Origin of the sequence: Nocardioides abyssi (genome assembly GCF_030412915.1) — a bacterium.
In the GTDB taxonomy this organism is placed as follows: domain Bacteria; phylum Actinomycetota; class Actinomycetes; order Propionibacteriales; family Nocardioidaceae; genus Nocardioides; species Nocardioides abyssi.
On sequence record NZ_JAUHJR010000005.1, the window covers coordinates 284852 to 307858 of the forward strand.

The 23007-nt window shown below is 75.1% G+C and carries 20 protein-coding genes; 8 read left to right on the forward strand and 12 right to left on the reverse strand.

Annotation, left to right across the window (positions count from 1 at the left end; all coding sequences use genetic code 11):
• The first annotated feature begins 53 nt into the window (after window positions 1-53).
• Window positions 54-1565: a hypothetical protein gene (locus tag QWY29_RS13840; RefSeq protein ID WP_300961611.1), complete on the forward strand. Its 1512-nt coding sequence runs from the start codon at window positions 54-56 to the stop codon at window positions 1563-1565.
• 185 nt (window positions 1566-1750) lie between these two features.
• On the opposite strand, the gene groL is transcribed toward QWY29_RS13840, so the two are convergent.
• Window positions 1751-3373, reverse strand: a complete 1623-nt coding sequence (gene groL / locus QWY29_RS13845) for a chaperonin GroEL (protein ID WP_300961612.1) — start codon at window positions 3371-3373, stop codon at window positions 1751-1753.
• Between the two features lie 92 nt (window positions 3374-3465).
• Window positions 3466-3762 carry a co-chaperone GroES gene (groES, locus tag QWY29_RS13850; protein ID WP_166195350.1) on the reverse strand — a complete coding sequence of 99 codons (297 nt, stop codon included), beginning with the start codon at window positions 3760-3762 and terminating at the stop codon, window positions 3466-3468.
• Between the two features lie 196 nt (window positions 3763-3958).
• Between groES and QWY29_RS13855 the strand changes: the two genes are divergently transcribed.
• Complete coding sequence (locus tag QWY29_RS13855) at window positions 3959-5134, forward strand: class I SAM-dependent methyltransferase (RefSeq protein WP_300961613.1); 1176 nt, start codon at window positions 3959-3961, stop codon at window positions 5132-5134.
• A gap of 30 nt (window positions 5135-5164) precedes the next feature.
• Here the strand turns inward: QWY29_RS13855 and QWY29_RS13860 are convergent, their stop codons facing one another.
• From QWY29_RS13860 to QWY29_RS13870, 3 genes are all read right to left on the reverse strand, one after another.
• Window positions 5165-6196, reverse strand: a complete 1032-nt coding sequence (locus QWY29_RS13860) for a cobalamin B12-binding domain-containing protein (protein ID WP_300961614.1) — start codon at window positions 6194-6196, stop codon at window positions 5165-5167.
• A 110-nt stretch (window positions 6197-6306) separates the two neighbouring features.
• The gene (locus QWY29_RS13865) at window positions 6307-6969 is read right to left on the reverse strand and encodes an MBL fold metallo-hydrolase (protein WP_300961615.1); all 663 of its coding nucleotides are present in this window, start codon (window positions 6967-6969) and stop codon (window positions 6307-6309) included.
• Window positions 6969-8069 carry an S-(hydroxymethyl)mycothiol dehydrogenase gene (locus QWY29_RS13870; protein WP_300961616.1) on the reverse strand — a complete coding sequence of 367 codons (1101 nt, stop codon included), beginning with the start codon at window positions 8067-8069 and terminating at the stop codon, window positions 6969-6971. Before QWY29_RS13870 ends, QWY29_RS13865 begins: the two co-directional genes overlap by 1 nt.
• Before the next feature lie 163 nt (window positions 8070-8232).
• Between QWY29_RS13870 and QWY29_RS13875 the strand changes: the two genes are divergently transcribed.
• From QWY29_RS13875 to QWY29_RS13890, 4 genes are all read left to right on the forward strand, one after another.
• The gene (locus QWY29_RS13875; RefSeq protein ID WP_300961617.1) at window positions 8233-8787 is read left to right on the forward strand and encodes a SigE family RNA polymerase sigma factor; all 555 of its coding nucleotides are present in this window, start codon (window positions 8233-8235) and stop codon (window positions 8785-8787) included.
• A complete protein-coding gene (locus tag QWY29_RS13880; protein WP_300961618.1) occupies window positions 8784-9956 on the forward strand; it encodes a hypothetical protein in 1173 nt (390 codons plus the stop codon). The genes QWY29_RS13875 and QWY29_RS13880 overlap by 4 nt, the downstream gene beginning before the upstream one ends.
• Window positions 9957-10041: 85 nt before the next feature.
• Window positions 10042-12258: an MMPL family transporter gene (locus QWY29_RS13885; protein WP_300961619.1), complete on the forward strand. Its 2217-nt coding sequence runs from the start codon at window positions 10042-10044 to the stop codon at window positions 12256-12258.
• Window positions 12259-12379: 121 nt separating this feature from the next.
• The gene (locus tag QWY29_RS13890) at window positions 12380-14134 is read left to right on the forward strand and encodes a phytase (protein ID WP_300961620.1); all 1755 of its coding nucleotides are present in this window, start codon (window positions 12380-12382) and stop codon (window positions 14132-14134) included.
• A 144-nt stretch (window positions 14135-14278) separates the two neighbouring features.
• On the opposite strand, the gene tsaD is transcribed toward QWY29_RS13890, so the two are convergent.
• A complete protein-coding gene (tsaD, locus tag QWY29_RS13895; RefSeq protein ID WP_300961621.1) occupies window positions 14279-15334 on the reverse strand; it encodes a tRNA (adenosine(37)-N6)-threonylcarbamoyltransferase complex transferase subunit TsaD in 1056 nt (351 codons plus the stop codon).
• Window positions 15335-15366: 32 nt separating this feature from the next.
• Between tsaD and QWY29_RS13900 the strand changes: the two genes are divergently transcribed.
• Window positions 15367-16080: a GNAT family N-acetyltransferase gene (locus QWY29_RS13900; RefSeq protein WP_300961622.1), complete on the forward strand. Its 714-nt coding sequence runs from the start codon at window positions 15367-15369 to the stop codon at window positions 16078-16080.
• Here QWY29_RS13900 and QWY29_RS13905 read toward each other — a convergent pair.
• Genes QWY29_RS13905 through QWY29_RS13930 form a run of 6 tightly spaced genes read right to left on the reverse strand, consistent with a single transcriptional unit; the run spans window position 16064 to window position 21763 of the window.
• Window positions 16064-16525 carry a GNAT family N-acetyltransferase gene (locus tag QWY29_RS13905; RefSeq protein WP_300961623.1) on the reverse strand — a complete coding sequence of 154 codons (462 nt, stop codon included), beginning with the start codon at window positions 16523-16525 and terminating at the stop codon, window positions 16064-16066. The two genes, QWY29_RS13900 and QWY29_RS13905, sit on opposite strands and share 17 nt — an antisense overlap.
• A 10-nt stretch (window positions 16526-16535) precedes the next feature.
• Complete coding sequence (gene tsaB, locus QWY29_RS13910; protein WP_300961624.1) at window positions 16536-17177, reverse strand: tRNA (adenosine(37)-N6)-threonylcarbamoyltransferase complex dimerization subunit type 1 TsaB; 642 nt, start codon at window positions 17175-17177, stop codon at window positions 16536-16538.
• On the reverse strand, window positions 17174-18118 hold the full coding sequence (tsaE, locus tag QWY29_RS13915; RefSeq protein ID WP_300961625.1) for a tRNA (adenosine(37)-N6)-threonylcarbamoyltransferase complex ATPase subunit type 1 TsaE: 945 nt from the start codon (window positions 18116-18118) through the stop codon (window positions 17174-17176). Before tsaE ends, tsaB begins: the two co-directional genes overlap by 4 nt.
• Entirely contained in the window at window positions 18115-19206 is a 1092-nt protein-coding gene (locus tag QWY29_RS13920) for an alpha/beta fold hydrolase (RefSeq protein WP_300961626.1), read from the reverse strand. The genes tsaE and QWY29_RS13920 overlap by 4 nt, the downstream gene beginning before the upstream one ends.
• Window positions 19203-20348, reverse strand: coding sequence for an alanine racemase (alr, locus tag QWY29_RS13925; protein WP_300961627.1), 1146 nt, complete (start codon window positions 20346-20348; stop codon window positions 19203-19205). Before alr ends, QWY29_RS13920 begins: the two co-directional genes overlap by 4 nt.
• 38 nt (window positions 20349-20386) lie before the next feature.
• On the reverse strand, window positions 20387-21763 hold the full coding sequence (locus QWY29_RS13930) for an NAD(P)H-hydrate dehydratase (protein WP_300961628.1): 1377 nt from the start codon (window positions 21761-21763) through the stop codon (window positions 20387-20389).
• A 200-nt stretch (window positions 21764-21963) separates the two neighbouring features.
• Here QWY29_RS13930 and QWY29_RS13935 point away from each other — a divergent pair, with 200 nt between their 5' ends.
• Window positions 21964-22881 (forward strand): putative endonuclease domain-containing protein, encoded by a 918-nt coding sequence (locus QWY29_RS13935; RefSeq protein WP_300961629.1) that lies wholly within the window; start codon window positions 21964-21966, stop codon window positions 22879-22881.
• Window positions 22882-23007: the final 126 nt, after the last annotated feature.

A 23007-nucleotide genomic window follows, 5' to 3' on the forward strand; every position in this document is an offset into this window, starting at 1 on the left:
TGTTTCGCCGGTGCTACGGATGTCGGGCCGGCCTCGTCTGGGAACCTGGGCGCATGCTCGAGCGCTGGCACGCCCTGTCCCGGCGGGTCGACGCGGTGGTCGACGCGCGGTGGACGGTGGCGGTGGCGGCGGCGCTCGCGTTCCTGCTCCGGCTGCCCGGGCTGACCCGGCCGCTGCGCGCCGACGAGGCGGGCTTCACGCTGGTGGCGCGGGGGTGGGACCCCCGGCCGGACAGCGTGTACGGCGACCTCTTCGTGGACCGCCACCCGCTCGTCGTGGCCGTCTTCGGCCTCAGCGACCGGGTAGGCGGCGAGCACGCGATCCGGGTGGTCGGCGCGCTCGCCTGCGCGCTGGCCGTGCTCGGCGCGGCCGCGGTCGCGCGGCGGGTGGGCAGCGAGCGGGGCGCCCGGTGGACGGCGGTCGCGGTGGCGGCCCTGCTCACCAACACCGTCATCGACGCGGTCGCGGTGAAGGGCGAGATCCTCGCGCTGCCGTTCCTCCTGGGGTCGATCCTGCTCGCGCTGGACGCCCTCGCCCGGCGGTCGGCCCCGCTCGCCGCCGGCGCCGGGCTGCTGGGGGCGACCGCGCTGGGGATGAAGCAGAACCTCGTCGGCGCGCTCGTCTTCGGCGCCGTCCTGCTCGTGGCGGCGCGGGTCGCGGGCCGCACCGACGGCCGCACCACGCTGCGGCTCGGGGCGGCCGCGCTCGCCGGCGCCGCCGTGCCGGTGCTCGCCACCGTCGTGTGGGCGCGGATCGCAGGGGTCGACCTGGGCGAGGTCTGGTACGCGACGTACGGCTTCCGCCTCGACGCCAACGACGTGCTGAGCGAGGGCTCCTCGGACGCGCCGGCGGCCCGGGCGGTGACCCTGGCGTTCGCGGCGCTGGCGGCGGGGATGGTGGCCGTCGTCGGCGGCTTCCTCGTGCACGTGCGGCGCGAGTGGCAGGCCGACCCGGTGCTGACCGCGGCCGTCCTCGCGGTCGTGCTGGCCGACGGCGCCGCGCTGGTGATGGGCGGCAGCTACTGGCGCGACTACCTCTTCGGGCTGGTGCCGGCGACCGCGCTGTGCGCCGCCCTCGTGGCCCGCCACCGCACCGGCCGCGGGCGGGCGATGCGGGCGGTCATCGGGCTCAGCGCGGTGTCGTCGTTCGTCTGCCTGCTCGGCTGGATCGGGTGGAACGCGCTGGACTTCCAGGAGTTCAGCGAGGTCGACACCGGCGCCGCGATCGCGGCGGCGGCGGAGCCCGGCGACACCATGGTCGTCCTCGGCGGCCGCGCCGACCTGCAGCTGCGCAGCGGCCTGCCGACGCCGTACCCCCACCTGTGGAGCCTGCCGATGCGCACCCTCGACCGCGGCTACGACGACCTCCGCGCGCTCCTCGAGGGGCCGGACGCCCCCACGTGGTTCGTCCAGTGGGTGCCGTGGCGGGCCTGGGGCGCCCCCGGCGCCGAGGAGCTGTACGCCGCCGTGCGAGCCCGCTACGAGCGGCACGGCACCGGCTGCTCGGACCGGCCGGTCTACCTGCTCAAGGGGCTCGACCGGCCGCCGCTCGAGCCGGTCTGCTGACCCACCCTTCCGCCTCGTGCTGCCCAGCGTGCGCCCTGGCGCTCGCCCCGCAGCACGACGCCGCGTCCGCGCCGCGTCCAGGTCCGGGTGCTGAGCAGCAAGCTCCGGGAACGCCGGACGGCGCCGGCCCCCTGCTGGGGACCGGCGCCGCCGGGTGGTGCTGGGGTGCTTGCGAGGAGCGGGTCTCAGTGACCGTGGCCGTGCCCGTGGCCGGCGGCCGCGGACTCGTCCTCCTCCTCGGGCTTGTCCACGATGAGCGTCTCGGTCGTCAGCAGCATCGCCGCGATCGAGGTGGCGTTGACCAGCGCGGAGCGGGTGACCTTGACCGGGTCGAGGACGCCCTGGGCGACCAGGTCGCCGTACTCGCCGGTCGCGGCGTTGTAGCCGTTGCCGACGCCGAGCTCGCGGACCTTGGTGGTCACGACGTAGCCGTTCTCGCCACCGTTCTCGGCGATCCAGCGCAGCGGCTCGTCGGCGGCCTTGCGCACGACGCGCACGCCGACGGCCTCGTCACCGGTGAGGCCGAGGTCGCCCTCGAGGACGGAGACCGCGTGGATGATCGCGGAGCCACCGCCGGGGACGATGCCCTCCTCGATCGCGGCGCGCGTCGCGGAGACGGCGTCCTCGATGCGGTGCTTCTTCTCCTTCAGCTCCACCTCGGTGGCGGCGCCGACCTTGATCACGCACACGCCGCCGGCGAGCTTCGCGAGGCGCTCCTGGAGCTTCTCGCGGTCCCAGTCGGAGTCGGTGGACTCGATCTCGGCCTTGATCTGGTTGACGCGGCCCTCGACCTCGGCGGTGTCACCGGCGCCGTCGACGATCGTGGTGTTGTCCTTGGTGACCACGACGCGGCGGGCCTTGCCGAGGACCTCGAGGCCGACCTGGTCGAGCTTGAGGCCGACCTCGGGGGCGACGACCTGACCACCGGTCAGGGTCGCGATGTCCTGCATCATCGCCTTGCGGCGGTCGCCGAAGGCCGGGCTCTTGACCGCGACGGCGTTGAACGTGCCGCGGATCTTGTTGACGACCAGGGTCGAGAGCGCCTCGCCCTCGACGTCCTCGGCGAGGATGAACAGCGGCTTGCCGGCCTGGATGACCTTCTCCAGCAGCGGGAGCAGCTCGGAGACCGAGGAGATCTTCCCCTGGTGCAGCAGGATGTAGGGGTCGTCGAGGACGGCCTCCATCCGCTCGGGGTCGGTCACGAAGTACTGGCTGATGTAGCCCTTGTCGAACTGCATGCCCTCGGTGAAGTCGAGCTCGGTGCCCATGGTGTTGGACTCCTCGACGGTGATGACACCGTCCTTGCCGACCTTGTCGAAGGCCTGCGCGAGCAGGTCGCCGATGTGGCTGTCGCGCGAGGAGATCGTGGCCACCGAGGCCATGTCCTCGCGGGTCTCGACCTCGCGGGCGGCGTCGCGCAGCGCGTTGCCGACGGCCTCCGCGGCGGCGTCCATGCCGCGCTTGAGGCCCATCGGGTTCGCGCCGGCCGCGACGGCCTTGAGACCCTCGTGGACCATCGCCTGGGCCAGGACGGTCGCAGTGGTGGTGCCGTCACCGGCGACGTCGTTGGTCTTGGTGGCGACCTCCTTGCACAGCTGGGCGCCGAGGTTCTCGAACGGGTCGTCCAGCTCGATCTCGCGAGCGACGGTCACGCCGTCGTTGGTGATCGTCGGGGCGCCCCACTTCTTGTCGAGGACGACGTAGCGGCCCTTGGGGCCGAGCGTCACCTTGACGGCGTTGGCGAGCGCGTCGACGCCGCGCTCGAGCGCGCGACGGGCGGACTCGTCGAACTCCAGGATCTTGGGCATGACTCTCCTAGCAGGTGGTGCGGGAAAGAGGACCGGGTCGTGTGCCGTCGGACGCGCCGAAGCGCGTCGTCAGGCACACGACCCGGGGAAGATCAGGAAACGATCGCGAGCACGTCGCGGGCGGAGAGGATGAGGAACTCCTCGCCGGAGTACTTGACCTCCGTGCCGCCGTACTTGCTGTAGATGACCTTGTCGCCCACGGAGATGTCCATGGGGACGCGCTCGTCACCGTCGTCGTTGAAGCGGCCGGGGCCCACGGCCACGACCTCGCCCTCCTGGGGCTTCTCCTTGGCGGTGTCCGGGATGACCAGGCCGGAAGCCGTGGTCTGCTCGGCGTCGAGCGGCTTGACGACGATGCGGTCCTCGAGGGGCTTGATGTTGACCGACACGATGTCGACCTCCACTTTCAAACTCAGGTGTCTCAGGTGGGTGGTGCACGTCTGGTGCCTGCGGTCCCGCCGCACGCCGTCGCGGGGGTCGTGCGTGGTGCGCAAGCGCTGGCACACTCACAGGGAGAGTGCCAGGACAGAAACTAGCACTCGCCGCGAGCGAGTGCCAGGCACCCCGTCCTGCGAGGATCCGGACGTGGACCTCGACGCCTTCCGCTGGCTGCTGACCGACGCCGGGCAGCGCCTGCTCGACCGGGCCGGGGGGCTGGTCGACGTCGACCCGCTCGCCGCCCAGACCGCGCTGCGGCGCGAGGCCGACGCCGAGCACGCGGCGGCCGCGCTGACCCAGGCCCGGCTGCGGGTGCGGGCCGAGGCGAAGTTCGGCGACCTGGCCGCGCGGATGTACTTCACCCCCGACGGCCTCGAGCAGGCCACCCGGCTCGCCGTCGCGACGCATCGCGCCGCTCGCCTCCAGGCGTACGCCGCCCGCACGCTCGTCGACCTCGGCTGCGGCGTGGGCGGGGACCTGATCGCCGCGGCCCGGGCCGGCCTGACCTGCGCCGGCGTCGACCTCGACCCGGTGCGGGTCGCCGTCGCGGAGGCCAACCTCGCGGCCCTCGACCTGCCCGGCGCGGTCCTGGTCGCGGACGCGACGACCGTCGACCCCTCCCCCTTCGACGTGGCGTTCGCCGACCCGGCCCGCCGCGGTGTCCGTGGACGCACCTTCGACGTCGACGACTGGACCCCGCCCTGGTCGTTCGTCGAGCGCCTGCTGCGGCGCGACTCCTGCGTCAAGGTCGCCCCCGGCATCCCGCACGAGATCGTCCCGGCCGGGGTCGAGGCCGAGTGGGTCAGCGACCGCGGGGAGGTCAAGGAGGCCGCGCTGTGGTCCGGCGGGCTCGCGACCACGGCCCGGCGCGCGACGGTCATCGGCGAGGGCGGCCTGGCGACCGTCACCGACGAGGACGCACCGCCGCTGGGCGAGGGGGTCGACGTGCGCCCCGTGGGCCGCTACCTCTACGAGCCCGACGGCGCGGTCGTCCGGGCGGGGCTGGTCACCGCGGTGGCCGCCCAGGTGCAGGGCGGGCTCGTCGACGAGCACATCGCCTACGTCACCGGCGACGCGGCGTACCGCTCGCCGCTGGCCCGGGGCTACGAGGTGGTCGAGGAGCTGCCCTACCGCGAGAAGGCGCTGCGGGCCGCGCTGCGCGAGCGCGGCATCGGCACGCTGACGATCAAGAAGCGCGGCGTCGACGTCGTGCCCGAGCAGCTGCGCAAGCGGCTCGCGCTCAGCGGGGACGCCGAGGCCACGCTCGTGCTGACCCGAGTCGCCGGCGCCGGGACCGCGCTGCTGGTCCGGCCGCTGGCCTGACGGGGCGGGACGGCCGGACAGGGCCGCGGCTCAGACGGTCGTCAGGCCGTCGGTCTGCCCGCCGTCGGTGGCGCTGCGGGGCGCCGCGGAGCCGGCGAGGTGCGCGCGAGCGAGCGGGTGGCCGCGCAGCGGCACGGCCAGCAGCTCCCACACCTCGGCGACCAGCCCGGGCCCGACGCCGCGGGCGTCGAGCACGCGGGTCAGCCACTCGCGGACCTCGACCATGATCGTCTCGTCGCCGGTGACGAGGGAGGCGGCCAGGCAGCCGAGCACGTGGTCGACGTGGTCCTCGAGCTCGGCCCACCAGCGCGGCCGGCGGGCCGCGGGGTGGCGGGCGGCGAGGGCACGCAGGACGTACGGCGTGATCTCGTGCCGGAAGTCGGTCAGCCAGGCGGCCTCGAGGTCGGCCGGCGACGGCGGCTCGGGCGTGCGGGTGGGCAGCCGGCGGGGCAGCTGCTCGAGCAGGGTGAGGACGTCGCGGACCGAGTCGGCGTACGCCGTCGCGCCGACCGCCGTGGCCCGCTGCGGGTCGCCGCCGAAGGCCGCGCCGCCGGCGACCACCGGGATGCCGGTCGCACGCAGGTGCCCCAGCAGCGGCTTGAGCCGCGCCAGGGAGGACGTGCGGCCGGCGCTGACGAGCAGCGCGCGCGGCCTGCGGGTGAGCACCTGGCGCAGCAGGTCGTCGGCGGCGGCGCCCCCGCCGGCGAACGCCGTGCGGTAGCCCGCCGCGCCGAGCCCCTCGGCGAGCACGAGCGCCGGCAGCTCCTCGCGCTCGACGGTCGCGACCACGACGAGCGGACGGTCCGAGGGCGGCGGCGGGGCGAACGAGCAGAGCCAGTGGACGAGCCCCTCGTTGATCGAGGTGGCGGTCCGCTGCCGCTCGGCGGTCCACTCGCCCGCGAGCCACAGCCCGGCCGCGCGCTCGTGGGCCGGCACGAGCACCTCGTCGATGATCTCGAGGTGGGTACGGCCCTGCTGGTGCAGCTGCTTGACCGCCTGGAGCGCCCCGGCGCGGTCGCCGCGCGAGAGCGCTGCCCAGTACTGCTCCCGAGGTGCGTCCACGCGCCCCAGATCCCCCGAACCCGGGGGCCGCATGCTTGGAGCGATCCAACACCGGCCCCGGGCGAGGTCGCCCGGGGCCGGTGGGTGGAGCAGGTGGAGCAGGAGGGGCGTCAGGCGCCGAGCGCCTGCTTCTCCGCGCCGATCGTGGTGTCGTCGCCGTGGCCGGTGTGGACCACGGTCTCGTCCGGCAGCGCGAAGAGCTTCGCGCGGATCGACGCCTCGAGGGTCGGCCGGTCGCTGAACGAGCGCCCGGTGGCACCCGGGCCGCCGTTGAACAGCGTGTCGCCGGTGAAGACGCACCCGAGCTCCGGCGCCGAGAAGCAGACCGCGCCCGGCGCGTGGCCCGGGGTGTGCAGCGCGGTCAGCGTGATGCCGGCGACCGTGGTCTCGACGCCGTCGGCGAGGTCGAGGTCCCAGAGCCGGTCGGTGTGGGTGAGCTCCCACAGCGGCCGCTCGTCGGGGTGCAGCAGGATCGGCGCGCCGGACCCGCCGTTGACCCGCTCGCGCAGCTCCGGTGCGACGCGGCAGTGGTCGTCGTGGGCGTGCGTCAGCAGGATCGCCTTGACGGTGCGGTCGCCGACGACGTCCATGATCGCGCCGACCGAGTGCGGGGCGTCGATGACGACGCACTCGGTGTCGTCGCCCACGACCCAGATGTTGTTGTCGACGTCGAAGGTCTCGCCGTCGAGGCTGAAGGTGCCGCTGACGACCGCGTGGTCGACCCGCACGACGGTGCCGTCGGTGGCCTCGGTGCCCTCGGTGCCCTCGGCCATCAGAGGACCACCACCGAGCGCAGCACGTTGCCGTGGTGCATCTTCTCGAACGCCGCCTCCACGTCGTCGATGCCGATCTCCTCGGTCACGAACGCGTCGAGGTCGAGCCGGCCCTGCTGGTAGAGGTCGACGAGCATCGGGAAGTCGCGGGTCGGCAGGCAGTCGCCGTACCAGCTGGACTTCAGCGCGCCGCCGCGGCCGAAGACGTCGATGAGCGGCAGCTGCGGCACCTTCATGTCCGGGGTCGGCACGCCGACCAGGACGACGGTGCCGGCCAGGTCGCGGGCGTAGAACGCCTGCTCCCAGGTCTCCGGGCGGCCCACGGCCTCGATGACGACGTCGGCGCCCTCCGCGCCGTCGTACACCTCGCCGCAGATCTCCTTGACCCGCGCGACGACGTCCTCGGTCGAGGAGTCGATCGTGTGGGTGGCGCCGAGCTTCTTCGCGGCCTCGAGCTTCTGGGCGTCGATGTCGACGGCGATGATCGGGCTCGCCCCGGCCAGCGCGGAGCCGGCGATCGCGGCGACGCCGACACCACCGCAGCCGATGACGGCGACGGACTTGCCGCGCGTGACCGCACCGGTGTTGATGGCCGCACCGATGCCGGCCATCACGCCGCAACCGAGCAGGCCGACGGCGGCCGGACGGGCCGCGGGGTCGACCTTCGTGCACTGCCCGGCGGCGACCAGCGTCTTCTCCGCGAACGCGCCGATGCCCAGCGCCGGGGACAGCTCGGTGCCGTCCTCGAGGGTCATCTTCTGCTTCGCGTTGTGGGTGTTGAAGCAGTACTGCAGCTCGCCGCGCTTGCACGCCCGGCACTCGCCGCACACCGCGCGCCAGTTGAGGACGACGAAGTCGCCCGGCGCCACGTCCGTCACGCCCTCGCCGACGGCCTCGACGACGCCGGAGGCCTCGTGGCCGAGCAGGAAGGGGAACTCGTCGTTGATCCCGCCCTGCCGGTAGTGCAGGTCGGTGTGGCAGACCCCGCAGGCCTGGATCTTCACGACCGCCTCGCCCGGACCCGGGTCGGGCACGTTGATCGTGACCACCTCGACGGGCGCTCCCTCGGCTCGTGCGACGACCGCCTTGACCTGCTGCATCTGTTGCTCCTGCTCCTTCGTGGGGTTGGTCCGTGGCCACCCTAGGACCGCGGTTGCAACCATCGGTCGGCGCTTCGCGTCCTGAGGTCAGGAGACGAAGGACGGAGGGCGCATGCCACCCACCAGGCAGCTGCTCACGGCGACCGACGCCGACACTGGGCCCATGACCGATCGCGAGGCGGAGCGCGACGCCGCGTTCACCGCGTGGCTCGCGGCGCGGCAGCCGGCGCTGCTGCGCACGGCGTACCTCCTCACCGGGGACCGCCACTCCGCCGAGGACCTCCTGCAGACGTCCCTGGCCAAGCTCTACCTGTCCTGGGACAAGGTGCGCGACCGCGGCGCCCTCGACGCCTACGCCCGGCGGATCCTCGTCAACGAGCACACCTCGCTGTGGCGACGCGGCTGGAAGCGGCGCGAGCACGCCGCCGCCGTGGTGCCCGAGCCGGAGCCGCTGCTGGAGTCGTACGACGACGGCACCGCCGCCCAGGTCTGGGACCTCGTCCAGGGCCTCCCGCGCCGGGCGCGCGCCGTCGTCGTCCTGCGCTACTACGAGCAGCTGACCGAGGCCGAGACCGCCGACGTGCTCGGCATCTCGGTCGGCACCGTGAAGTCCCAGTGCAGCCGCGCGCTCACCGCCCTGCGCGAGCGCACCCCGTCCCACCTGGACCCGAGCCTGGACCCGAGCCTGGACCCGACCTCCCGGGAGGAGGAGCGATGACCGACCACACCCCCGACGCCACCCGGCAGCGCCTCGAGCAGGGGCTGCGCTCGCGCGCCGACCTCCTCACCGAGGCACCCCTGACCCTCGCCGACGTGCGGACCACCGCCCGCAGCATCCGCCGCCGGCGACGCGCGGCCGCCGCCGGCGTCGCGGCCGCCGTGCTCGCCGTCGTCGCCGTGCCGGTCGGGCTCGGCCTGGCCGGCACCACCGACCGGGAGGTGCAGCCGGCACCCGCGCCGTCCCCGACGGCCCCCGCCCCGGGCTATCTCGAGGACGGCACCGTCCACCACCTCGACGGCACCGACGTCGCTCTGGGCGGCGTGCAGGGCGTGCGGGCGTGGGCGCCGCTCGGCCCGGGGTACGTCGCCGACGCGACGCGCCAGGGCGGTCGGGTCGTGTCGTTCCACGACGCCGACGGGTCGCTCGAGACGACGTGGCCGGCCCCGACGACCCGCTCGTTCGTGGTGGACGGGGACGGGCGGCACGCCGCGTGGGTGCTCCCGTCCGGCGAGCCGGTGCTGCTCGACGGCACGACCGGCGAGCTGGCCCGCCTGGCGCCGGTCGCGGGGGCGCGCTCGCCGGAGGCGGTCGGCGTGCTCGGCACGTGCCCCGACGACTGCGGCGTGGTGGTGGCCGACCGCGGCGGACGCGGTCCGGGGGCGACGTACCTCGTGCCCGTCGACGGGACGGCCCGACCCTTCCTGCCCGAGGTCCCGCAGGTGGTCGCCCTCTCCCCCGACGACTCGCTGGCCGCGGGCCTGGTCGGCCCGGCGCCCGACGACATCCACAGCTGCGGCGGGGTGTGGTCCACCGGGAGCGGGCAGACCGCCTGGGAGGACTGCAGCGACAACCTCTACCTCTTCTCCCCCGGCAGCCGGTACGTCGCCACGACCTTCGCCGAGGGCCTCGGGCCGAACTCGCTGCGGATCAAGGACGCCGCCACCGGCGTGCTGCTCCACGAGATGAGCCTGGTCGACTGGATGCCCGGGCACGTCTGGGTCGACGACGAGCACGTGCTGGTCAACGTCCAGCGCGGGACCGACTGGTCGCTCGTGCGGATCGGCGTCGACGGGACCGAGGAGGTGCTCGCCGGGCCGGCACCGGGGGTGGACGAGGAGGAGTGGGGCATGGCGGTCTCGCCGTACCTGCTGCCGACCGGACCCTGAGGCGCCCCTGACCTTCCCCTGGTGTGCACCGGGAAGCCCACAAACGGGAGGCGCGACGTCGGCGCGGACCACTACGTTGTCAGCCGTGTTCAGCGCGCTCGGCAGACTTGCCTCCCGTCGTCCCTGGTTCGTGATCGCCGCCTGGGTGGTGCTCGCCGTCGCCGTCGTCTCCCTGGCGCCGACGCTCGAGACCACGCAGGAGGAGTCGGAGTTCCTGCCCGACCACTACGAATCGATCAAGGCCGTGGAGCTGCAGGAGGAGAAGTTCCCCGGCGCCACCACGCCCGCGGCGCTGCTGCTCTTCGAGCGCGATGGCGGCGGGAAGCTCACCGCCGAGGACCAGGCGGCCGCCGGCGCGATCGCCGAGGAGCTCGGGCCCCGCCTCGGCGAGGAGACCTTCGTCCCGCAGGTCGTGGTCGTCGGCCCGGACGGCGAGCCCAACGTCTCCGAGGACGGCGAGCTGCTGCTCGGCGTCATCGGCCTGGCCGAGGACTCGACCGGCTTCGACCCCACGGCGTTCGAGGACGCCGAGGAGATGCGCGCCGACCTCGCGGAGCTCGCCGACGGCACCGGCCTGGAGGTCACCACGACCGGGTCGGTCCCGCAGGGCCTGGACTCCCAGGAGTCGGGCGAGCGGGCGCTGGCGATCGTCGGCATCGCGACCGTCGTGCTCATCGTCGCGCTGCTCGCGATCATCTTCCGCAGCGTCATCATCTGCCTGATGCCGATCGTCGTCGTCACGATCGTCTCCATGGTGGCCACCGGCCTGATCGGCTGGGCCAACGAGGCCTTCGACCTCAAGGCCGACTCCTCGATCGAGACGATCCTGGTCGTCGTCCTCTACGGCATCGGCACCGACTACATCCTGTTCTTCCTCTTCCGCTACCGCGAGCGGCTGCGGCAGGGGGCGGACACCCGCGCGGCCGTCGTCCACGCCCTGGAGCGGGCCGGCGAGGCGATCGCGTCGGCCGGCGGCGCGGTGATCGTGGCGTTCCTCGCCCTGCTGCTCAGCTCGCTGGGTGTCTTCAAGGCCATCGGCCCGGCGCTCGCCATCGCGGTCGCGGTCACCCTGGTCGCCGCGCTCACCCTCGTCCCGGCCGTCGTCACCGTGCTCGGCCGCGCGCTCTTCTGGCCCTCGAAGAAGTGGCGCGAGGAGCCCGAGGCCGCCCGCTTCGCCCGGGCCGGCACGAGCCTGGGCCGCCGCCCCGGCACCTTCGCGGCCGGCTCCGGCGCGGCGCTGGCCGTCCTCGCGGTCTTCGCGCTGGGCTTCAACCCGTCCTTCGACTTCAACTCCAGCCTCCCCGACGACGTCGAGTCGACCCAGGCGCTGGAGACCTTCCAGGACCACTTCGCCGCCGGCGCGAGCGAGCCGGTGCCGGTGCTGCTGGCCGCCTCCGACGGGGCGCTCGACGAGGCTGCGCTCGAGCAGTTCCGCACCGGCCTCGAGGACGCGGAGGGCGTCGCGCAGGTCTACCCGGGCACGCCGTCCGAGGACGGCACGGCCGCCCAGTTCATGATGGTGCTCGACAACGACCCGGTCTCCGACGAGGCGCTCCAGGACGTCAAGGGCCCCATCCGCGACCGGGCGCACGAGGTCGCCCCCGAGGGCACCGAGGCGTTCGTCGGCGGCACGCCGGGCATCTTCGCCGACCTGCAGGACGCGATGGTCCGCGACTACAAGGTCGTCTTCCCCGTCGCCGCGCTCGTGATCATGCTGATCCTCGCGCTGCTGCTGCGCAGCCTGGTCGCGCCGCTCTACCTCATGGCCGCGGTCGGCCTGAGCTTCGCGGCGACCCTGGGTGCGACGGTGATCGTCTTCCAGCACATCGGCGGGGAGAGCGGCCTGATCTTCATGCTGCCGATCTACATCTACCTCTTCGTCACCGCGCTCGGCACCGACTACAACATCCTGATGATCGCCCGCCTCCGCGAGGAGGCCCGGGAGGGCAAGGACCCGCGGGCGGCCGCCGCCGAGGCGCTCAAGCACGCCGGCCCGACCATCGCCGCGGCCGGTGTCATCCTCGCCGGCACGTTCGCCTCGCTGATGCTCAGCGGCAACAGCCTGATGATGTCGATGGGCTTCGCCCTCTCGTTCGGCATCATCATCGCGGCGTTCGTCATGGCGATGTTCTTCACCCCCGCTCTCACCGCGCTCATCGGCCACGCCGCCTGGTGGCCCGGGCACGGTGACGAGAGGAAGTCCGGCTCCGGCCACCGTCCCTACGGGGGCCACGACGCCGGTTCCGGCGCCGGCTCCGGCGGGGCGACCGACCCCGGCGCGGAGGTCTCCGCCGGGGCGTGACCCGGCCGCGGTGCGGCTGCTCGCGGCGGGATCCCCAAACCTGGGGGTTTCCGCCGCGAGCCGTCGCGCGGCGGCGTACCGCGTGCCTACGGTCGGGGTCCGGACGACTCGGGAGGCACTGGTGCAGGCTCGGTCCGCGCGGTTCCTGGTGGCCCTCGGCGGCCTCACGCTCCTGGGCGCCGGTCTGGTGAGCCCACCACCCGCCGTCGCGGCGGACCCGGTGACGGTGGTGCCGTCGCTGCGGGAGACCGTGCCGGTCGCGCACGGGGGTGACGCGCTCGACGACCCGGCGGTCTGGGTGCACCCCGACGACCCCGCCCGCTCGCTGGTCCTCGGCAACGACAAGCTCGGCGGCCTCGAGACCTACGACCTCGCCGGCAACCTCGTGCAGCGGTTGACCGGGGGCGCCTCGTTCTGGGGCAACGTCGACGTGCGCCAAGGCGTGTCGGTCGCCGGCACGGTGCGCGACGTCGTCGCGGTCTCCCACGGCGGGCTCCAGCTCTACGACGTCGACCCCGCGACCCGGCAGCTGCGCCGCACCACCGAGGGCACGGGCATCCCCGACACCGGGGAGGGCGTCTGCCTCCACGCCGACGCCGCCTCGCAGCAGGTCCACGTCGTCGTCATCACCATCCAGGGCCGGCTGCGGCAGTACCGCCTCGGCGACGCCGACGCCGACGGCCTCCTCGAGGGGACGCTGGTGCGCGACGTCGAGGTCGGCGCGGAGGCCGAGGGCTGCGTGGCCGACGACGACACCGGCGCGCTCTACGTGAGCGAGGAGGAGCGCGGGCTCTGGCGCTACTCCGCCGACCCCGCCACGGCCGGCGCGCGGACCCTCGTCGACACCGTCGACTCCACGGGCGGCCACCTCGCCGCGGACGTGGAGGGGGTGACGCTGGTCGACGTCGCCGGCGGGACGGGGTACGTCGTGGCGTCGGCGCAGAACACCGACGACGGCGACAACAGCTTCTTCGTCGTCTACGACCGGCTCACCAACGCCTACGTGACCACGTTCCGGGTCGGCGCGGGGCCGGGGTCGGGCGACTGCGACCGCACCGACGGCATCACCGCGACGACGGTGCCGCTCGGGCCGGACTTCCCGCAGGGCCTCTTCGTGTGCCAGGACCACGACAACGCGGCGCCGGGCGCCGTGGGCAACCAGAACTTCAAGTACGTCCCGCTCCAGACCGTCGTGCCGCTGCCCGGCACGCCGCCGCCTCCCCCACCGCCGCCGCCGCCGAGCCCGGTGTCGACCGTGGCCGCGGCCGTCACCAACGCCAACGCAACCGCCTGGACCACCCGCGTCCCGGCCGCCGCCCGGCCGGGCGACGCCCTCCTGCTGTTCTTCTCGCGCAGCGCCGGGCCGGGCACGCTCCGGGGCCCCGGCTCGGGCTGGACCCGGGTCCGCACCCTCGTCGACGGCACCCTGGAGACGACCCTGTGGCGGCGGGTCGCGACGGCCGCCGACGCCGGGTCGGCGGTCCAGGTGTCCTACCCGAGCGGCTACCGCAAGGGCGCGCTCACCGTCGCGGCGTACCGCGGGACCCGGACGACCACGCCGCTCTCCGACTCGGCCGCGGCCCCCGAGCCCGGCACCTCCGCCACGCACCTCACCCCGGTGGTGACCGCACCCCCCGGCGGGTGGCGCGTGTCGTACTGGGCCGACAAGTCCGCCACCGTCACCTCGTGGACCGCACCGACCGGCGAGGTCCGTCGCTCCACCTCCGCCGGCACCGGCAGCGGTCGGATCAGCACCCTGCTCACCGACCCCGCCGCCGCGGTCGACGCCGGCCCCACCGGCGGGCTGTCCGCTCAGGCCGACGCCGCCACCGACAAGGCCACCTCCTGGACGGTCGTCCTGGCCCCCGGCGGCTGACCGGCCGCGCGCCCGCCGGGTGCTCGCGCCCCATGTAACGCGACGTTCGCTGCTGTGTAGGCACGCTGCAGCGTGCCTACACCGTGGCGACCGTGCCGACGGAGCAGCGAACAGCGCGTTACATGCCCGCCCGTCACGTGCCGGCTAGGCCAGCACCTCGGTGACGGGGAGCGAGGAGTCGGCGGGCAGGTCGAGGCTGGAGGGGGTGCGGCCGCGGGCGACCATCTCGGCGCCGAGCGCGGCGACCATGGCGCCGTTGTCGGTGCACAGGCCGGGGCGGGGCACGCGGACGCGGATGCCGAGCTTGGCGGCACGCTCCTCGGCGAGGTGGCGCAGCCGGGAGTTGGCGGCGACGCCACCGCCGATGAGCAGGTCCTCGATGCCCTCCGACGAGGCGGCGTCGAGCGCCTTGCGCACCAGCACGTCGCAGACGGCCTCCTGGAAGGACGCGGCGACGTCGGCGACGGGGACGGGTTCGCCGGAGCGCTCGCGCGCCTCGACCCACCGGGCCACGGCGGTCTTGAGGCCGGAGAAGGAGAAGTCGAAGCGGTGCCGCTCGAGGTCGCGCCGCGAGGTGAGGCCGCGGGGGAAGTCGACGTACACCGACGACCCCTCGCGGGCGGCCCGGTCGATGTGGGGGCCGCCGGGGAAGGGCAGCCCGAGCAGCCGCGCCACCTTGTCGAAGGCCTCGCCGGCGGCGTCGTCGATGGTCGCGCCCATCGGGTCGACCCCGCCGTCGGCGCCGGTCACGTCGGTGACGCGCAGCAGGCTGGAGTGGCCGCCGCTGACGAGCATCGCGACGCACGGCTCCGGCAGCGCGCCGTGCTCGAGCTGGTCGACGGCGACGTGGGCGGCGAGGTGGTTCACGCCGTACAACGGCTTGTCCAGGCCGACCGCGAGCGCCTTGGCCGCGGCCACGCCGACGAGCAGCGCGCCGGCGAGGCCGGGGCCGCTCGTCACCGCGATCGCGTCGACGTCGGAGGGCCGGATGCCGGCGGTCTCGCAGGCCCGCTCGATCGTCGGCACCATCGCCTCGAGGTGGGCGCGGCTGGCGACCTCCGGCACGACCCCGCCGAAGCGCGCGTGCTCGTCGACGCTGCTGGCCACCGCGTCGGCGAGCAGCTCGTGGCCGCGGACGATGCCGACGCCGGTCTCGTCGCAGGAGGTCTCGATGCCGAGCACGAGGGGGGCGTCCGTCACGGGTCCATTGTGCGCCGTGCAGGATGACCGGCGTGCGCGAGGTGTCGGGGGCGGGGCTGGAGCACCTGGCGGCGGGCAGCCCGGTGCCGTTCGTGCGGCACGCCGTGGGCCCGGCGACGTACGACGTCGCGTGGGCGCTCGGCGCGGCCGTGGTCGCCCACAGCGCCCGCCACACCGTGGCGCTCGGCCCCGCGGACGACCTCGCGGACCTGCTGGCCGGGCTCGTCGGCCGGTTCGTCCCGGAGCGGCTGACCGTCGAGGAGGCCGCCCACGGGGCGCTGCCCGCGGCGTGGGCGCACCAGGTCCGCGGCCACTGGCACTGGATGCGCAGCACGGTCTCCGCTCCCCCGCCGGCGGTGCCGCTCGAGGAGGTCGCCGACCACGGGGCGATCGACGCGGTGCTCGACGTCGCGCAGCCCGACACCTTCGGTCGCCCCGGCAGCCCCGGGATCGAGGGCTGGCTCGGCGTGCGCGAGGAGGGCCGGCTGGTCGGGGTGGGCGCGGTGCGCCGCGACCCCGACGGCAGCGGGCACCTGCGGGCTGTCTCGGTGCTGCCGGGAGCGACCGGCCGCGGCCTCGGCCTGGCGCTGTCGCAGGGGCTGACCCGCCGGGCGATGGACCGGGCGCCGCACGTCGCGACGCTGGGCGTCTACACCGACAACGGGCCGGCGCTGCGGATCTACGAGCGGCTGGGCTACCGGGTGGAGCACACGCTGCTGTCCGGCCCGGTCAGCAGCCCTTCCTGAGCCCGCGCCGCAGCACCACCGCGGTCGCGCCGTCGCGGTAGTAGCGCCGCCGCCGGTCGACCTCGACGAACCCCCGCGCCGCGTAGAACGCCAGCGCCCCCGCGTTGTCCTCGCGCACCTCGAGCAGCAGCCGCTCCGCGCCGCCCTCCTTCGACCGGGCCACCACCTCGTCGAGCAGCGCGGTCGCGTGACCACCGCGGCGGGCGGCCGGGGTGACGGCGATCCGCTGGAGCTCGGCGACGTCCGCGACGATGCTCGCCACCGCATGACCGACCACCGGGCTGCCGGGCCCGGCGGCCTCGGCGACGAGGTAGACCACTGTCGGCACCTCGCCGGCCAGCCCGACCTCGACCAGCCCGCGCGACCAGGCGTCGGCGCCGAGGCACTCGTCCTCGAGCGCGGCGACCGCGTCGAGGTCGTCGGGTCCCGCCGCGCGGACGCTCACGAGACGGGCCTCACGAGACCGGCTTGGGCTTGCCGGGCATCTCGGCGTCGGGCCGCCGCAGGTACAACGGCTCGGGGTCGAGCAGCTCCGCCCGCTCCTCGGTCACCACCCGCGCCAGCCAGCCGGCGCTCGGGCGGACCGGGCCGCGGGCGTCGGGGAACGCCTCGGGGTAGAGCACCGCGCCCTCGCCGACGACCGGCCCGTCGGTCGCCACGACGGCCGGGCGCTCGACGACCGGCCCGTCCAACCGCGTCCCGTCGGCGTCGTACGCCGCCAGGTAGACCTCCTTGCGGCGCGCGTCGGTCGCCACGTGGAAGCCGGTGCCGATCCCGCCGGCCGCGGCCTCGGCGGCGAGCACGTCCAGCGAGCACACGCCGTAGACCGGGACGTCCAGCACGAAGGCCAGCGTCCGCGCGGTGACCAGCCCGACCCGCAGCCCCGTGAACGGGCCGGGGCCGACACCGGCGGCGATCGCGGTGAGGTCCTGGCGGACCGCGCCGACCTGCTCCATCGCGGCGGCGACGAGCGGGGCGAGCTGCTCGCCGTGCTTCATCGCGCGCTCGGAGACGAGCTCGGCGACGACGTCGGACCCGTCGTGGAGCGCGACGGTGACGAACGGGGTGGCGGTGTCGAGGGCGAGCAGCAGCGTCATCCGAGACCTCGGAAGGAGAGGGCGTGCCACCGGGGGCCCACCGGGGTGATCTCGACCCGCCGCGGGTCGAGGGCGTCGCCGAGCGCGTCGGCGCCGTCGGGCACCTCGTCGGCCTCGGCCCGCACGATGCGGACCTCGAGCCGGGAGTCGGTGAGCCCCTCGGCCAGGCCCTCGCCCCACTCGACGACGGTCACCGCGGTGTCCAGGTCGGTGTCGAGGTCGAGGTCGTCGAGCTCCTCCATGCCGCCGAGGCGGTAGGCGTCGACGTGGACGAGCGCGGGCCCGTCGACCAGCGAGGGGTGGACGCGTGCGATGACGAAGGTCGGCGAGGTGATCTGGCCGCGCACGCCGAGGCCGGCGCCGATGCCCTGGGTGAGGGTGGTCTTGCCGGCGCCGAGCTCGCCGCTGAGCACGATGAGGTCCCCCGGCGCGAGCTGGCCGGCCAGCGAGCGGCCCAGCGCGTGCATCGCGTCGGGGGTGGGTGCCTGGAAGACGGCGGTGCGCAGCGGGCGGCGCATCTCGACGAGCGGCGAGCGGCGGTCGATCTCGCGGAAGCCTTGGCGGTCCCAGAAGCGGATCGTGCGCGGCAGCTCCTCGCGGGCGACGACCGTCACGTCGTCGTACCCCTCGGCGTGGTCGACCACCGCGTCGATGAGCCGGCCGGCGATGCCGTGCCCCTGGGCGGTGGGCACGACGCCGAACCGGCGCAGGTAGACGGTGCTGCCGACCGGGTCGAGCACGAGCGCCCCGACGGGATCGCCGTCGAGGCAGGCGAGCAGCCCGCCGTGCGGGGTCAGCAGCGCGGCGATCGACTCCTTGGTCTCGCTGAGCGCGTCGGCGGGCGGGTCCAGCGGCGGCCGGGCGGCGAAGGCCTCCCGCACCACCTGCAGCACCTGCGCGGCCGCCTCCGGCCCCACGCGCACGACCTGGACGTCGCTCACCCCGCCAGCTCCTTCGTTCCTGCGGCCGCGAGCAGCCGGTCGATCTCCGCGTCGACCTGCTCGTGCCGCTCCAGCACCACCATGTGCCCCGCTCCGTCGACCTCGACCAGCCGCGACCCGCGGATGCGCGAGTGCAGCTTCCGGCTGTGCCCGATCGAGGTCAGGCGGTCGGCGGTGCCGCAGACGATCGTCGTCGGCACCCGGCCGAGCACCTCGACGGCGTCGAACTTGTCCAGGCCCCCGAAGGCGGGGAAGAACTCCGCGACCACCTCGTACGGCGTCGCCGAGAGCATGCCGTCGACGAACTCGACGTACGCCGCGGGCACGTCGTCGCCGAACGCGAACAGGTCGGTGGCGACCATGGCCACGGCCTTGCCGAGCCGCCGCAGCCGATCGACGCTGGTGGGGCGCCGGGCCAGCGTCGCGATGGTGCGCTGGGCCAGCGGCAGGCCGATCTTGGCGGGGACGACGGGCAGCAGCAGCCGGCCCACGTCGAGGCCGCCGGCGGTCGTGCTGACCAGGCCGACGCCGACGACGCGGTCCCCGAACAGCTCGGGGTGCTGCTCGACGAGCGCGACGACGGTCATCCCGCCCATCGAGTGGCCGACCACGACGACGGGACCGTCGGGGACGACCTCGTCGAGGATCCGCTTGAGGTCGAGGCCGAGCTGGTCGATCGTCGCGTGCTCGAGGTCGGAGCGGCCCGACCGCCCGTGGGAGCGCTGGTCGTAGAGCACGGTGCGGACGCCCGCGCGACGCAGGTGCAGCCGCTGGAAGTGCCAGCAGTCGAGGGTCAGCGCGTAGCCGTGGACCAGCACGACGGTGACGTCGCCGGCAGCGCCGGCCGCGCCGGTCTCCGGCTCGTCGACCTCCACGTGCAGCGGCACCCCGTCGTCGGCGACCACCGTGAGCGGCGCGGAGCGCAGCGAGCCGAGCGGGACGTCGGGGTGGTCCTCGGGGCCCGGGCCCGGGCGACGCGAGAGCGCCCGGCGGTGGCGGGTCACGCCGACCGCGGCGCCGATGGTGGCCAGGCCGGCGGCGCCGGCCGCGCCGATCGCTGCGGTGCCGAGCGTGCGGCGCGGGCTCATGCGGGCGCCTCGCTGTCGACGTGGGTGCGGGTGACGCGGGTGCCGCCGAAGCGGGTGACGATCTCGTAGCTGATCGTCCCCGCGGCCTCCGCCCAGTCCTGCGCGGTCGGCGCCCCGTCGCGGCCGGTGCCGAAGAGGACGACGTCGGTGCCGGGCTCGGGCCGGTCGCCGTCGAGGTCCACCACCAGCTGGTCCATGCAGACGCGGCCGCGGACGGGTCGCTGCCGCCCGGCGATCCCCACCGAGGCGACGTTGCTCGCGTGGCGCGGCACGCCGTCGGCGTACCCCACCGGCACCAGGCCGAGGGTGGTCGCGCGGTCCGCGACCCAGGTGTGGCCGTAGGAGACACCCGCACCGGCCGCGACGTCCTTGACCATCGCCAGCGTCGCGCGGGCGGTCATCGCGGGCACGAGGCCGAGGTCGGGGGTGTGGCCGGGCGCGGGGTCGAGGCCGTACGACGCGATGCCGCAGCGCACGAGGTCGAACCGCGCGCTCGGCCGCAGGATCGCCGCCGCGCTGTTGGCGAGGTGGCGCACCTCGGGCTGCAGGCCGGCGGCCTCGGCGACCGCGAGCGCGTCGCGGAAGACCTGCTCCTGGCTGTCGTTGGCCGGGTCGTCGGGCTCGTCGGACGACGCCGGGTGGGTCCAGATGCCGGTGACCCACCAGTGCCCGGCGACCTCCCCGGCGCGCGCCGCCTCGACGAGCGCGGGCCAGTCGTCCCACGTCGAGCCGCCGCGGGAGAGGCCGGTGTCGATCTTGAGCTGCAGCCGGGCCGGCGTGCCGGTGCGGGTGACGGCGGCCTCGACCTCGGCCAGCTCGGCGAGGGAGTACGCCGTGACGTCGACGTCGGCGGTGATCGCGGCGTCGTGGTCCTCGCCCGGGACGGTCAGCCAGCACAGCACGCGGCCGGTGTCGCCGGCCGCCCGCAGGGCGAGCGCCTCGTCGATCGTCGCCACGCCCAGCCAGGCCGAGCCCGCCTCGCGGGCCGCCCGGGCGACCTCGACCATGCCGTGGCCGTAGCCATCGGCCTTCACCACCGTCATCATCGCGACGCCACAGTGCTCAGCGAGCCGCCGCACGTTGTGCCGGATCGCCGCGAGGTCGACGACCGCCTCGGCGCGCGGGACCGGCAGGGGGCTCATGGCCGACCATTCTCCCACTCGGCCCGGCCGCGCCCGCGTCAGGGCTGCGGCAGGTCCCGGACCACCGCGGGCAGTGCGCGCGCCACCTCGGTCGCCACCAGCGGGCCTCCCCCGGACGCGAGCGTGGCCGCCGCGCCGTGCAGCCACGACCCGACGCTCGCCGCGTCGAACGGCTCCAGCCCCGCCGCCAGCAGCGCCCCGACCACGCCGCCGAGCACGTCGCCCGCCCCCGCCGTCGCCAGCCACGGCGTCCCGGTCGTCGTCACGCGCACCCGCCCGTCGGGCCGCGCGGTCACGGTGTGCCGGCCCTTGAGCACCACGACCGCGGCGTACTCCTCGGCCGTGTGGCGGGCCCACCCCAGCGGGTCGCCCTCGATCTCCGCACGCTCGCGGCCCAGCATCGCGGCCAGCTCGCCGGCGTGCGGGGTCAGCACGAGGTCGGCCGGGCCCCTCCGCACGTGCTTCAGCGCGTCGGCGTCGACGACCGTCGGCACCTCGTCGGCCAGCGCCTGCGCGAGCGCCTCGTCGGCGCGCTCGCCGCCGCCGGAGCCCACCACCCACGCCTGGACGCGGCCGGCGCCGACCACCTCGGGGTGCGCCTGGCGCACCCGGTCCGCGACCGGGTCGTCGCCGACGTACCGCACCATCCCGGCGAGCCCGCACGCGGCGCCGGCGACGCTGAGCAGGCCGGCGCCCGGGTACTCCGCCGAGCCGGCGCGCACCCCCACGACGCCGCGCGTGTACTTGTGGTCCTGCGGCCGCGGGCGCGGCACCAGCCGAGCGACGTCCTCGGCCTGCAGCGCCTCGACCTCCGCGGGCGGCAGGTCCAGGCCGATGTCGACCAGGTGCACCACCCCACAGGCCTCGGCCGCCGGGTCGACCAGGTGGGCGGCCTTGTGCGTGCCGAAGGTGACCGTCAGGTCCGCCCTGACGTGCGGCCCGTCGACGCGGCCGGTGTCGACGTCGACCCCGGACGGCACGTCGACCGCCACCACGGGCACCCCCTCGACCTGCGCGAGTGCCCGCTCGGCCTCCGGCTTCAGCCCCGGGCGGCCGCCGATGCCGACGATCCCGTCGACCACCACGTCCGGGCGCCTGCTCGGCTCGTCGACGGTGCGCCCGCCGGCTCGTCGCAGCGCCTCGAGGCCGCCCTCGTGCACGCGCTCGCTCAGCAGCACCGCCTCCACGCCGCACCCGCGCCGGGCGAGCAGGGCGCCGGCGTACAGCGCATCTCCCCCGTTGTCCCCCGACCCGACCAGCAGCAGCACGCGCGCGCCGTACGCCCGGCCCAGCAGCTCCACCACCGCCTGCGTCAGCCCGTGGGCCGCCCGCTGCATCAGCGTCCCCTCGGGCACCCTCGCCAGGAGCTCCCGCTCCGCCGCTCGCACCTGCTCGACCGTGTGGGCGTACCGCATGGGCGCGACGCTATCCGCCTCGTGCTGCTGAGCGTGCGCCCCGACGCTCGCTGGGCAGCACGAGCCCGGTCCCATGGACATCCGGATCCGCCTCGTGCTGCTGAGCGTGCGCCCCAACGCTCGCTGAGCAGCACGAGGCCCGAGCCGGGTCCCTGTGGAGAGGCTGCGCGGCGGTCGCCGATCCGCGGCAGGCTCGTCCCGTGGCGCACGAGACCTGGCGGACGGTGAGCGCCCGGCAGGCCGGTGCGGTCAGCCGGGCGCAGCTCGCCGCGCTGGGGATCGACCGGTTCGCGATCCGGAACCAGGTCGCCGCCGAGCGCTGGGTCCTGCGCTCCGCGACCGTGGTGAGTACGACGACGGGCGAGCCGACCCGGCTGCAGACGATGTGGACCGGGGTGCTCCACGCCGGCCGGCGGAGCCTGCTCGGAGACCTGACCGCAGCCGAGCTGTCCGGCCTGCGCAACTGGCACCGCGACACGATCACGGTCCTCGTGCCGGACGACCTCGACCTGGACGACGACGTGCCGGGTGTCCACTTCGCTCGCACGCGACGGCCGCTGCCCACCATGCAGGAGCCGAGCTGCGCGCTGCCGCGGATGCGCATCGAACCGGCGGTGCTCCACTTCGCGGCGTACCAGCCGTCGCCGCGCACCGCCCAGGGCGTCGTGGCGGCCGCCGTCCAGCAGCGGCTGACGACCGCGGCCGCTCTGCTCACGTGGGTGGACCGCATGCGGCCGCTCTACAAGGCGCCCCTGCTACGGGCTGCCTTGACGGACATCGCCCGTGGCTCGCAGTCGTCGTCCGAGATCGACCTGGTGCGGCTGTGTCGCGACCACGGGCTGCGCCGGCCCGATCGGCAGGTCCGCCGCCGGGACGCGGAGGGTCGGCTCCGGTTCACCGACTGCGAGTGGTTGCTGCCCGACGGCACCGTGCTCGTGCTCGAGGTGGACGGCGCGTTCCACATGGAGGTCGAGCACTGGGAGGACGACCTCGCTCGTCAGCGGCGCTTGACGACCGACCGCCGGCGGATCGTGCGCTGCACCGCGCGCGAGCTGCGTGACGAGCCCGAGCGGCTGGCAGCGGACCTGCGCCGCCTCGGCGTCCCCCGGGCCGCCTGACGCCGTCGCTGGCCTCGTGCTGCTGAGCGTGCGCTCTGGCGCACGCTCAGCAGCACGAGGCGGGGACCGGGCCTCTCAGGACTCCAGCACGACGCCGGCCGAGGCGACGCCGGCGTCGGGGGGGAG